We start from the raw sequence: 12,136 nt of genomic DNA on the forward strand, positions 1-12,136 counted from the left end.
GACGACGGTCTGCGGTGGCCGGGCCCGTACCATTCCTACAGTTGAAAGCAGGACAGCCTGCTCCATGAACGGACTCGCCTTGCACGAACGCCCCACCGAACCGGCCTCCTGGCGCATCGCGCTGCCGCACACCGCCGCGGCGGTGCCCGTGGCCCGTGCCCTGGTGCGTACGGCCCTCGCCGAGGTGGAGCACCCGGCCGACTGCGACACCGCGGAACTGCTCACGGCGGAGCTGGTGGCCAACGCGGTGGAGCACACCGCCGGGCGCGGCCCGATCGAGCTGGTGGTGGAGCTGTTGCCGACCGGCTGCCAGGTCGAGGTGCACGACCCGGACCCGGCGCCGCCCGGCCATCTGACCCGGCCGGTGATCGAGGAGCCCGACGTCTGGCAGGAGGGCGGGCGCGGGCTGCTGCTGATCCGCGCCCTCAGCTCGTCCTGCGGTCACCGCCCCACCCCGTCGGGCAAGGCGGTGTGGTTCAGACTGCCTGCGGTTCCCGCTCAGCGGCGGCGCTCGGCGTGACCTCGGGGGCGGCCGTCCGCGCCAGCGTGGAGTGCCGGCGGCCGTAGAGGGCGTAGATCGCCAGGCCCACCGCGAGGAACACGGCGAACTGGATCCAGGTCCGCCAGCCGGTCTCGTACATCAGGTACAGGCAGAAGGCGACGCCGAGCAGCGGGCCCACGGGGTAGAGCGGGACGCGGAAGCTGCGGGTCAGGCCCGGTTCGCGGCGGCGCAGCGCGATCACCACGATGTTGACGACGGCCATGATGGCGAGCGTGCCGATGGTGCACAGGTTCATCACGGCGTCGAGGGAGGCGAAGGCCGCGGGGAGCGCGAAGACGACCGCGACGATCAGCGTGCCCGCGACCGGAGTGGAGGTCTTCGGGTTCACCTTCTCGAAGACGCGCGGAATCAGGCCGTCGCGGGACATCGACATCAGGATGCGGGTCTGGCCGTACATCACCGCGAGGACGACCGAGGCGATGGCGACGACCGCGCCGAAGGCGATCACACCGCCGCCGACGGCCGAGCCGGTGACCTCGTTGACGACGTACGACAGCGCGGCGGGGCGGCCGGCGACCTGCTTGCCGCCGATGGCGCCGATCGCGGCGACCGCGACGGCGCAGTACAGCAGGGTGACGATGCCCATGCAGACCATGATCGCGACCGGGATGTCCCGGCGCGGGTTCTTGGCCTCCTCACCGGCCGTGGTGATCGCGTCGAAGCCGATGTAGGAGAAGAACGCGGCCGTGGTGCCCGCGCCGATGCCGCCGAGGCCGGCCGGGGAGAACGGGGTGAGGTTGCCGTGCTTGAAGGCGCTGTAGCCGATGGCGCAGAAGGCCAGCAGGATGACGAGCTTCACGGCGGCCATGGCGGCGGTCGCCCGGGCGCTCTCGCGCACCCCGCGCACCAGCAGCACGGAGGCCATGGCGATGACGATCACGGCCGGGAGGTTGACGACCCCGCCGTCGCCGGGTCCGGCGGACAGGGCGGCCGGGAGCTGGACGCCGGTGAGGCTGTGCAGCAGTTCGTTGACGTACTGGCTCCAGCCGACGGCGACGGCCGAGATCGAGATGCCGTACTCCAGCAGCAGGCACCAGCCGACCAGGAAGGCGGTGGACTCGCCGAGAGCGGCGTAGGCGAAGGAGTACGAGGAGCCGGAGACCGGGATCGCGCCGCCCAGCTCCGCGAAGGAGAAGGCGGTGAAGACGCAGGTGATCGCGGCGAGGAGGAAGGAGACGACGACGGCCGGGCCGGCCTGGGCGACGGAGTCGGACAGACCGACGAAGATGCCGGTGCCGACGATGGCGCCGACGCCGAAGCAGATGAGCTGGAAGAGGCCCATCGTGCGCTTCAGGCCGTGTCCCTCGCGGTCGGCGCCGGACTCGGCGACCAGCAGGTGCGGGGACTTGATGCGGGGAGCGGGCATACGGGTGGTGCTCGTTTCTGGGTGGTGCGGGCGACCGGGGTGAGGTCGCGGCGGCGACACCGGAGCGGGTGATTCCGGGCCGTCGGTCAGGATAGGGCCTGGTCGGGACGGTGGACCAGGGGTTACCGGGCGAGTGTGGCGACCAGCACCGCCTTGATGGTGTGCAGCCGGTTCTCGGCCTCGTCGAAGACGATCGAGTGCGCGGACTCGAAGACCTCGTCGGTGACCTCCAGCGAGTCCAGTCCGTAGGTCTCGTGGATCTCGCGGCCGACCTTCGTGCCGAGGTCGTGGAAGGCCGGCAGGCAGTGCAGGAACTTCACGTCCGGATTGCCGGTGGCGCGCAGGACGTCCATGGTCACGGCGTACGGCGCGAGAGCCTTGATCCGCTCGGCCCAGACCTCCTTGGGCTCGCCCATGGAGACCCAGACGTCGGTGACGACGAAGTCGGCGCCCGTGACGCCGTCCACGACCTCCTCGGTGAGGGTGATCCGGGCGCCGCTGGAGGCGGCCAGTTGCTGGGCGCGGTCGACGATCTCCCGGTCGGGCCAGTAGCTCCTGGGCGCGACGATCCGCACGTCCATGCCGAGCAGCGCGCCGGTGACCAGGTAGGAGTTGCCCATGTTGAAGCGGGCGTCCCCGAGGTAGGCGAAGGCGATCTGCCGGAGCGGCTTGGCGCTGTGCTCGGTCATGGTGAGCACGTCGGCGAGCATCTGGGTGGGGTGCCAGTCGTCGGTGAGGCCGTTGTAGACGGGCACGCCGGCGTGGGCGGCCAGCTCCTCGACCTTGGCCTGACTGTCCCCGCGGTACTCGATGGCGTCGAACATCCGGCCGAGCACCCGGGCGGTGTCCTTCACGGACTCCTTGTGCCCGATCTGCGAGCCGGACGGGTCGAGGTAGGTGGTGTGGGCGCCCTGGTCGGCGGCGGCGACCTCGAACGCGCAGCGGGTGCGCGTCGAGGTCTTCTCGAAGACCAGGGCGATGTTCCGGCCGCGCAGGTACGGCGTCTCGGTCCCGGCCTTCTTGGCGGCCTTCAGTTCGGCCGCCAGCTCGACCAGGCCCCGGAACTCGCCTTCGGTGAAGTCGAGCTCCTTGAGGAAGTGGCGGCCTCCAAGGGCGGTCGGGACTGTCGCCATGGGGGCGCTCCAGGGGTACGACTACAGGGGACTCTGGAAGTCTATACGATGTTCCACATTTCTATACAGCGTCCCGCTCCACGGGACAGCTCATGCACCGGGGCCCGCCCCTCCCCCGGCCCAGCTCGCTGCCCGGGATCTCTATCACCTCGATGCCCTGCTTGCGCAGATGCGTGTTGGTGGTCGAGTTGCGCTCGTAGGCGACGACGACCCCGGGTTCGACGGCGAGCACGTTGCAGCCGTCGTCCCACTGCTCGCGTTCGGCGGCGTGCACGTCCTGGGTGGCGGTCAGCACCCGGACCTCGCCGAGGCCGAGGGCGGCGGCGATCGCGCGGTGCATGTGCTCCGGCGGATGGTCGGTGACCTTCAGCTCCTTCTCGCTGACCCCCGGCTCGATGGTGTACGAGCGCAGCATGCCGAGCCCGGCGTACTGGGTGAAGGTGTCGCCGTCGACCATGGTCATCACGGTGTCGAGGTGCATGAAGGCGCGCCGCTTGGGCATGTCGAGCGCGACGATCGTGCGTGCCGAGCCGGCCGCGAACAGCTTGTGGGCCAGCATCTCCACGGCCTGCGGGGTGGTGCGCTCGCTCATGCCGACCAGGACGGCGCCGTTGCCGATCACCAGGACGTCGCCGCCCTCGATGGTGGAGGGGTAGTCCGCCTGCCCCTCGGACCAGACGCGGAACGTCGTGTCACGGAACAGCGGATGGTGCCGGTAGATCGCCTCGAAGTGGACGGTCTCCCGCTGCCGCGCGGGCAGCCGCATGGCGTTGATGGCGACCCCGTCGTAGATCCAGGCGGAGGTGTCGCGGGTGAAGAGGTGGTTGGGCAGGGGGTCGAGGAGGAAGTCGTCGAGGTCCATCACATGGAAGCGGACGGAGGTCGGCTCCGCGTGCGCGTGCAGGAACTCCCGCTTGGTCATGCCGCCCACGAGCGCCTCGGCCAGCTCGCGTGCGGGCAGGGCCGCGAAGGCGGCGCGCAGATGGTCGGTGGCCAGGGGGCCGTACTCCTTCTCGTGGAAGACCCGGTCGAGGACGAGGGTGCGGGCCTCGGGGATCTCCAGGGTCTCGGTGAGCAGGTCGCCGAAGAGGTGGACGGCGACCCCCCGGTCACGCAGGACGTCGGCGAACCCGTCGTGCTCGGCGCGCGCCCGGCGCACCCACAGCACGTCGTCGAAGAGGAGGGCGTCCTTGTTGCTGGGGGTGAGCCTTTTGAGCTCCAGATCGGGCCGGTGAAGGATCACGCGGCGCAGCCGCCCGGCCTCGGAGTCGACGTGGTATGCCATGCCTCCATCCTGGCCGCCGCCGCCCGTCTTCACGCCCTTCTCGACCGTTTCCGCCGCTTCCTGTTTTTTCGGTGCCGCCCGCGCCGAGGAGGAGGTGACGGGCTACAGACGGGGATCCACCGGCTCCGACTCCAGGGCCAGCACCCCGAACACCGCCTCGTGCACCCGCCACAGCGGCTCCGCGTCCGCGAGCCGGTCCAGGGCCTCCAGGCCGAGGGCGTACTCGCGCAGGGCGAGGGACCGCTTGTGGTTCAGGAACCGCCGCCGGAGCCCCGTGAGGTTCTCCGGCCGGGTGTACTCGGGGCCGTAGATGATCCGCAGGTACTCACGGCCACGGCACTTGATGCCCGGCTGCACCAGCCGCCCGTCCTGGTTCCGGACCAGCGCGCCGACCGGTTTGACGACCATGCCCTCGCCGCCGCGGCCGGTCATCTCCAGCCACCAGTCGACACCCGCGCGCACCGACTCCGCCTCGCCGGTGTCGACGTACAGGCGCCGGGTGGTCTGCAGCAGTCCGGTGCCGTCGTGCTCCACCAGCCGGTCGAGCAGGGCCAGCTGCTCGTCGTGCGGCAGCGCGGCGAGGCTGCGGCCCTGGACGGCCAGCAGCTGGAAGGGCGCGAGGCGTACGCCGTCCAGGCCGTCCGTGGTCCAGCAGTAACGGCGGTAGGCGGCGGTGAAGGCGGCGGCGTCCGCGGCGCGTTCCCGCTGCCGGTCCAGCAGGCCGCTCACATCCGTGCCCCGGGCGACGGCGGCCTCCAGGGCGGCCAGCGCCCCCGGGAACACCGCGCCGGACGCGGCGCCCACGGCCGCGTACTGGCTGCGCAGCAGCCCCGAGGCCTTCAGCGACCACGGCATCAGCTCGGCGTCCAGCAGCAGCCAGTCGGTGGCCAGTTCGTCCCAGAGTCCGGCGCTGTCGATCGCCGAACGGAGTCGGCCGAGGATCTCCTCGGTCACCTTCTCGTCGTCGAAGAACGGCCGCCCGGTACGGGTGTAGAGCGACCCCGTCGGGCCGTCGGCCCCGAAGCGCTTCGTGGCCGCGTCCGCGTCCCGGCACACCAGGGCCACGGCTCGCGAGCCCATGTGCTTCTCCTCGCACACGACCCGCTCGACACCGTCCGCGGCGTACTGCGCGAAGGCCTCCGTCGGGTGCTCCAAGTAGCCCTCGACCTGCGAGGCAGCCGTCGGTGCCATGGTCGGCGGCAGGTACGGCAGCAGCCGCGGGTCGGTAGCGAAGCGGCTCATGACCTCCAGGGCCGCCGCCGCGTTCTCCTCGCGGACCGCCACCATGCCCGCGTGCCGGGTCTCCACGGCCCTGCGGCCGTACACGTCCGCCAGGGCCAGCGGCCGGCCGTCCCGTCCGCCGGGTGCCTCGGCGCGCAGCGGACGCGCCGGCTCGTACCACACCCGCTCGGCGGGTACGTCGACCAGCTCGCGCTCCGGCCAGCGCAGCGCCGTCAGCTTGCCGCCGAAGACGGCACCGGTGTCCAGGCAGATGGTGTTGTTCAGCCAGGTCGCCTCGGGGACCGGGGTGTGGCCGTAGACCACGGCCGCGCGGCCCCGGTAGTCCTCCGCCCACGGATAGCGCACCGGCAGCCCGAACTCGTCGGTCTCGCCGGTCGTCTCGCCGTACAGAGCGTGCGAGCGGACCCGGCCGGAGGTGCGGCCGTGGTACTTCTCGGGCAGACCGGCGTGGCAGACGACCAGCCGGCCGCCGTCGAGGACGTAGTGGCTGACCAGGCCCGCCAGGAACTCCCGTACCTCGGCCCTGAACTCCTCGCTCTCGCCCTCCATCTGCGCGATGGTCTCGGCGAGCCCGTGGGTGTGCTGGACGTTGCGGCCCTTGAGGTAGCGGCCGTACTTGTTCTCGTGATTGCCGGGCACACACAGGGCGTTGCCCGACTTCACCATCGCCATCACCCGGCGCAGCACGCCCGGGGTGTCCGGGCCGCGGTCGACCAGGTCCCCGACGAAGACGGCGGTACGGCCCTCGGGGTGCGCGCCGTCGGCGTAGCCCAGCTCGGCGAGGAGCGCCTCCAGTTCGGCCGAGCAGCCGTGGATGTCACCGATGATGTCGAAGGGGCCGGTGAGGTGGGTGAGGTCGTTGAACCGCTTCTCGGTGACGACCGTGGCGTGCTCGGCCTCCTCGACGCCGCGCAGGACGTGCACCTTGCGGAAGCCCTCGCGCTCCAGGTGGCGCAGGGAGCGGCGCAGTTCGCGGACGTGCCGCTGGATGACCCGGCGGGGCATGTCGGCGCGGTCGGTGCGGGCCGCGTTGCGCTCGGCGCACACCTCCTCGGGCATGTCCAGCACGATGGCGATGGGCAGCACGTCGTACTTCCTGGCCAGCTCGATCAGCTGACGGCGGGCGTCCTGCTGCACGCTGGTGGCGTCCACGACGGTGCGGCGGCCGGCGGCCAGTCGCTTGCCGGCGATGTAGTGCAGGACGTCGAAGGCGTCCCGGGTCGCGCTCTGGTCGTTCTCGTCGTCGGAGACCAGACCGCGGCAGAAGTCCGACGAGATCACCTCGGTCGGCTGGAAGTGCCGTCGCGCGAACGTGGACTTGCCGGAGCCGGAGGCACCGACGAGGACGACGAGGGAGAGGTCGGTGACGGGCAGGACCCGCCCCTTGTGTTCTGTTGTCCCGGTCATGCCGCCTTCGCCTCCTTCTCGGTCTTGATCATGAACAGTGCCATCTGGGTGGGCGGCCCGACCTCGGGGTCGTCCGGTCCGACGGGGGCGAACTCCACGTCGTACCCGTGCCGTTCGGCCACCGCACCGGCCCAGGTGCGGAACTCCTGCCGCGTCCACTCGAAGCGGTGGTCGCCGTGCCGGGCGTGCCCGGCGGGCAGGGTCTCCCAGCGGACGTTGTACTCGACGTTCGGTGTGGTCACGAGGACCGTGCGGGGGCGGGCGTGCCCGAACACGGCGTACTCCAGGGCGGGCAGCCGGGGCAGGTCGAGATGTTCGATCACCTCGCTGAGCACGGCGGCGTCATAGCCCTTGAGCCGGCCGTCGGTGTAGGCGAGCGAGCCCTGCACGAGCCTGACGCGGGACGCCTGCCGCTCCCCCATGCGGTCCAGCTTCAGCCGCCGGGAGGCGATGGTGAGCGCCCGCACGGACACGTCGACTCCGAGGATCTCGGTGAACCGCACGTCCTTCAGCAGCTCCCGCACCAGCTCGCCCTGTCCGCAGCCCAGATCGAGGACCCGGGCGGCACCGCGGTCACGCAGGGCGGCGAGGATCGCCTCCCGGCGCTGGACGGCCAGCGGCGTCGGCTTCTCCTCGGCCTCCGTGTCCTCGGCGACCGCGTTGTCGATCTCCTCGACCTCGCTGTCGTCGGCCTCGGCGAGGCGCACCAGCTCCAGCCGCTCCCTCGCCTGCCGGGTCAGCGACCAGCGGCGGGACAGATACCGGCTGGTGATCAGCCTCTGCTCCGGGTGGCCGGGCAGCCAGCCCTCGCCGGCCCGCAGCAGCTTGTCGACCTCGTCGGCGGAGACCCAGTAGTGCTTGGCGTCGTCGAGGACCGGCAGCAGGACGTACAGGTGGCGCAGCGCCTCGGCGAGCGTCAGCGTGTCCGCCTCGAGGACGAGGCGGACGTACCGGGACTCGCCCCACTGCGGGAACTCGGTGTCGAGCGGGACCGGGTCGGCGGTCACCGTCCAGCCGAGCGGCTCGAACAGCCGTCGTACGAGGTCGGGGCCGCCGCGTGCGGGCAGGGCCGGGACCTCGATGCACAGCGGCAGTGGCGCGGCGGCCCGCTCGGGGCGGGCGGTGCACACCCCGCGCAGGGCGCTGGAGAAGACGCCGCTCAGCGCGACCGCGAGCAGCGAGGAGGCCGCGTACGGGCGGTCGTTGACGTACTGCGCGAGCGCCGCGTCGGGCGCACCCCCACGTCCCTTGCCCCTGCCCCGGCGGACCAGCGCGAGCGTGTCGATCTCCAGGAGCAGTGCGGCCGTGCAGCGCCGGTCGTCCGCCTCGGGGTAGAAGACGTGGGCCGTGCCATGGGACGTGGAGAACTTCTGCGCCTTGTCGGGGTGCTTGTGCAGCAGGTACCCGAGGTCGGTGGCCGGGTGGGCGGCGTCGCCGCGAGTGGAGATCGTCAGGAACACGCGTCCCAGTCTTCCGGTCGCAAGGCGACGCTGACCACCGGTTTTCTCGCAGTGTCCGCTATCTCTCGTGGTCGATGACCGTCCGGGCGTTGCGCACGGCCCGTCCGGCCGCCGCCCGCACGGCCTCCAGCTTCTCCTTGTTGTCGCCGATCGAGGCCTTCTGCGTGCGCGTCTCGATGGACTGCACGGCCGGGACATACCCGGTGTCGAGCTTGCACCGGGCGTCGGCGGTCGCCGTCTTCTTCTCCGTTCCCGACGGCTTGCCGTGCCCCAACCAGTGCGAGTCGGTGGAGGCCTTGTCCGGGTCGGAGTAGGAGAGGCCCTTCTTCTTCATGCAGGCCGACCACGCGCGGTCGGCCTTCTTCCAGGCCGGGTCCTCGGTCGCCTTCTTGTGGGACTCGTACCACAGTTGGAAGACCAGCGGGTAATAACCGGTGAGTTTCACGCCGTTGACCTTCGTCGCCTTGGGGGCCGGGCCGTCGATCCTCCGCATCGCCTGCCCCAGGCACCCGCCCTCGGGAATGCGGTGGCCGTGGGTGAAGCGACTCTCGCCGGATGCGAAGCTGCCGGTCAGCGCGGTGTACTGGTCGGCGGGCCACTCCTGGGGCTGGGTGGAGGCGTCCGGTGTGCGGTTGTGGTAGCCGTGCTCGGACGCCAGACCGGGGTCGACGACGCCGTAGAGGCTGTCGTCACCGGACGTGCCCTCGACCGCGAGTGCCCCCTGCCGGACCGGGTAGGTCGACTCGACCGCCTCGGTGCGGAGCGTCGCGAAGCCGGCGAACCCCAGGCGGACCATGCACTGCTTCCCCAGGACCCACTGCGCCCTGTTGATGGCCCGTACGCCGTCCGACGCGGGATCCGGCATGTAGGCGTGCAGCGGGAGCGCCGCCATGGTGTTGAGGCGGCGAGCCTCGCCGACGGGGTCGTCGTGACCGGCCGACTGGCAGGCCGACAGGGTGAGCAGGCCGGCGAGGGCGAGAGGAAGGACTTTTCGCACCAGGCCATCCGACCAGGCCCGGGTCGCGGGCGCCGTGACGGAGCCCACAGTTCCCACACAGAACGTCCACCGTTACGGCATAGTGATCAACCGTCAACTGACCACTGACGCAAGGGGTGACCATGACCTACGGCCACGAAGCCGGCGCCCGTAGACGAACCGTCGTCGCGGCACTGGCGGGAGCGGTCCTGACCACGGGGGTCCTCGCGGCCGCTCCCGCCCAGGCGGCCCCGGCACCGCAGGTGTCGGCCGAGGGCGCGTACGCCTTCGACCCGGCCACGGGCAAGACGCTGTTCGGCCAGGCGCCGGACGCGCAGCTGCGGACCGGGTCCACGACGAAGATCATGACGGCTCTGGTGGTGCTGTCGCAGCCCCATCTGGACCTGAGCCGCAAGGTGAAGATCAAGAAGGAGTACACGGACTACGTCATCGACCCCACCACGAAGAACCTGCGTTATTCGAGCGCCCGCCTGATCCTCGGCGACTCGATGAGCGTCGGCGACCTGCTGTACGGGCTGCTGCTGCCCTCGGGCTGCGACGCGGCCTACGCCCTCGCGGACACCTACGGCACCGGATCGACGACGGCCCAGCGGACCAGGTCGTTCATCGCCAAGATGAACAGCAAGGCACGTGAACTGGGCCTGACCCGCACCCACTTCGACGGGTTCGACGGGGTGTCCAACGGCAACAACCACGCCTCGTCGCGTGACCTGACGAAGCTGGCCGCGACCGCGCTGAAGAACAGGACGTTCAGGAAGGTCGTCGGCACCCCGGTGTACAAGGACATGAAGTCCTACCGGCCGGGCGGCGGCACGCACGCGATGGAGGCGTGGAACAACAGCAACACGCTGCTCGGCACCTACCGGGGCGCGATCGGCGTGAAGACCGGCTCCGGGCCGGAGGCGAAGTTCTGCCTGGTGTTCGCGGCGACCCGCGGGGGCCGGACGATCGTGGGCACGGTCCTCGCCGACACCTCGCCGGACCAGCGCTTCACGGACGCCGCGAAGATCCTCGACTACGGCTTCGCACAGCGCGGCTGACGCAGGCGGTGGCCGCCGCCGGGTACGGCGGCGGCCACTCGCCCGAGCGCCGTCAGGGCAGCTGGGACTGGACCTGAGCCGAGATCAGTTCCAGGTGGTCCAGGTCGTCGAGGTCCAGCATCTGCAGATAGATCCGCCGGGAGCCGATCTCGGCGTACCGGCCGATCTTGTCGACGACCTCGGCCGGCGAGCCGGCCAGGCCGTTGGCCTTCAGCTCGTCCACCTCACGGCCGATCGCGGCGGCGCGCCGGGCGACCTCCCGGTCGTCCCGGCCGACGCACACCACGAGCGCGTTGGAGTACGTCAGCGCGTCCGCGCTCCGGCCCGCCTCCCGGGCGGCGGCCCGCACCCGGCCGAACTGCCGCTCGCTGTCGTCGACGGAGGCGAACGGGATGTTGAACTCGTCGGCGTACCGGGCGGCCAGCCGCGGCGTACGGGTCGCGCCGTGGCCGCCGATGAGCACCGGGACCTTCCGCTGGGCGGGCTTGGGCAGCGCGGGCGAGTCGGTCAGGTCGTAGTACGCGCCGTGGAAGTCGAAGGTCTTGCCGGCCTCGGTCGCCCACAGCCCCGTGACGATCGCGAGCTGCTCCTCCAGCCGCGCGAACTTCTCCTTCGGGAACGGGATGCCGTACGCCTTGTGCTCCTCCTCGAACCAGCCCGCGCCGAGGCCCAGCTCCACCCGGCCGCCGGACATCTGGTCGACCTGGGCGACCTGGATGGCGAGCACACCGGGCAGCCGGAAGGTTCCTGCAGTCATCAGGGTGCCGAGGCGGATGCGCTTGGTCTCGCGGGCCAGGCCGGCCAGCGTGATCCAGGCGTCCGTGGGGCCGGGCAGGCCGTCGGTGCCGCCCATGCGGAGGTAGTGATCGCTGCGGAAGAACGCGTCGAAGCCCAGGTCCTCGGTGGCCTTCGCCACGGTGAGCAAGGTGTCGTAGGTGGCCCCCTGCTGGGGCTCGGTGAAGATTCGAAGGTCCATACATCTATCCTGCACGCCGCACACCGCGTCCACCGTGCCGGTACCGCCGGGCACGGCCGTCCACGGTCGGGTGAAATTCACCGGCCGAAACGGCCTCGTCCTCACACGCCGGACGGACTGTTCCGGTTGCCGTCGTCCTGTAACGCCTCCTCCCGTGCCGCCAGCTTGCGCAGCATCTCCCGGACGCGGTCACGGGACTCGTCGGCCGCGTCGATGGCCTCCATGCACTGCCAGTACGTCGTCTCGTCGGCCGCGGCGCTGGCCACGCCGACCAGGGATATGCCGACCTCGCCGAGCAGACCCCCGAGGCACAGCAGCGTCTCGCGGGCGTCGTCCAGCTCGGTGAGCTGGGCGGCGCGCAGATCGCCCAGGTCCAGTTCGGGCGGGTCCAGGACTCCGCAGCCCCGGCCCGCCAGCTCCGTCAGGCCGAGCGCCTCACCGCGCAGCTCCGGCGGTCCGGAGACCGCGAGCCGGCTGCCTATCGCCTGGGCCAGCGCCTGGGCCTGCCACACCTCCGCCATGATCTCGCCCGCGTCGGCGCCGCCCGCCAGGGCACGCCGGCTCGTGAGGATCAGCCGTACCGCATCCATGCGTCGCCCCCGTCCTTCCGCGTGCGTCCCCGCACGCCCGCTGGAACTCCCTTGTCCACTACCCAGAGTGAAGGTGCG

General features: G+C 71.2%; 10 protein-coding genes. 2 read left to right on the top strand and 8 right to left on the bottom strand.

Annotated features, from left to right (window positions below; translation table 11 throughout):
• Positions 1-64: 64 nt before the first annotated feature.
• A complete protein-coding gene (locus tag ACZ7GZ_RS27275; protein WP_471028064.1) occupies positions 65-520 on the top strand; it encodes an ATP-binding protein in 456 nt (151 codons plus the stop codon).
• Here ACZ7GZ_RS27275 and ACZ7GZ_RS27280 read toward each other — a convergent pair.
• The 6 genes from ACZ7GZ_RS27280 to ACZ7GZ_RS27305 form a co-directional block, all read right to left on the bottom strand.
• Complete coding sequence (locus tag ACZ7GZ_RS27280) at positions 477-1,928, bottom strand: amino acid permease (RefSeq protein ID WP_471028066.1); 1,452 nt, start codon at positions 1,926-1,928, stop codon at positions 477-479. The genes ACZ7GZ_RS27275 and ACZ7GZ_RS27280 overlap by 44 nt on opposite strands.
• A 122-nt stretch (positions 1,929-2,050) precedes the next feature.
• A complete protein-coding gene (gene argF, locus ACZ7GZ_RS27285; RefSeq protein WP_471028068.1) occupies positions 2,051-3,061 on the bottom strand; it encodes an ornithine carbamoyltransferase in 1,011 nt (336 codons plus the stop codon).
• Positions 3,062-3,122: 61 nt separating this feature from the next.
• Complete coding sequence (locus ACZ7GZ_RS27290; RefSeq protein ID WP_471028069.1) at positions 3,123-4,346, bottom strand: arginine deiminase; 1,224 nt, start codon at positions 4,344-4,346, stop codon at positions 3,123-3,125.
• Between the two features lie 102 nt (positions 4,347-4,448).
• Positions 4,449-6,995, bottom strand: coding sequence for a polynucleotide kinase-phosphatase (locus tag ACZ7GZ_RS27295; protein WP_471028071.1), 2,547 nt, complete (start codon positions 6,993-6,995; stop codon positions 4,449-4,451).
• Positions 6,992-8,455, bottom strand: coding sequence for a 3' terminal RNA ribose 2'-O-methyltransferase Hen1 (locus ACZ7GZ_RS27300; protein WP_471028072.1), 1,464 nt, complete (start codon positions 8,453-8,455; stop codon positions 6,992-6,994). The genes ACZ7GZ_RS27295 and ACZ7GZ_RS27300 overlap by 4 nt, the downstream gene beginning before the upstream one ends.
• Before the next feature lie 58 nt (positions 8,456-8,513).
• Positions 8,514-9,452 carry a hypothetical protein gene (locus ACZ7GZ_RS27305; protein WP_471028074.1) on the bottom strand — a complete coding sequence of 313 codons (939 nt, stop codon included), beginning with the start codon at positions 9,450-9,452 and terminating at the stop codon, positions 8,514-8,516.
• Between the two features lie 122 nt (positions 9,453-9,574).
• On the opposite strand from ACZ7GZ_RS27305, the gene ACZ7GZ_RS27310 reads away from it, so the two are divergent.
• Entirely contained in the window at positions 9,575-10,492 is a 918-nt protein-coding gene (locus ACZ7GZ_RS27310; RefSeq protein WP_471028076.1) for a D-alanyl-D-alanine carboxypeptidase family protein, read from the top strand.
• 52 nt (positions 10,493-10,544) lie between these two features.
• On the opposite strand, the gene ACZ7GZ_RS27315 is transcribed toward ACZ7GZ_RS27310, so the two are convergent.
• Together ACZ7GZ_RS27315 and ACZ7GZ_RS27320 are read right to left on the bottom strand one after the other, a co-directional pair.
• Positions 10,545-11,468, bottom strand: coding sequence for an LLM class F420-dependent oxidoreductase (locus tag ACZ7GZ_RS27315; RefSeq protein ID WP_471028077.1), 924 nt, complete (start codon positions 11,466-11,468; stop codon positions 10,545-10,547).
• A gap of 101 nt (positions 11,469-11,569) precedes the next feature.
• Positions 11,570-12,058: a DUF6099 family protein gene (locus ACZ7GZ_RS27320; RefSeq protein WP_471028079.1), complete on the bottom strand. Its 489-nt coding sequence runs from the start codon at positions 12,056-12,058 to the stop codon at positions 11,570-11,572.
• Positions 12,059-12,136: the final 78 nt, after the last annotated feature.

It is taken from the genome of Streptomyces sp. NPDC037288 (assembly GCF_055603265.1).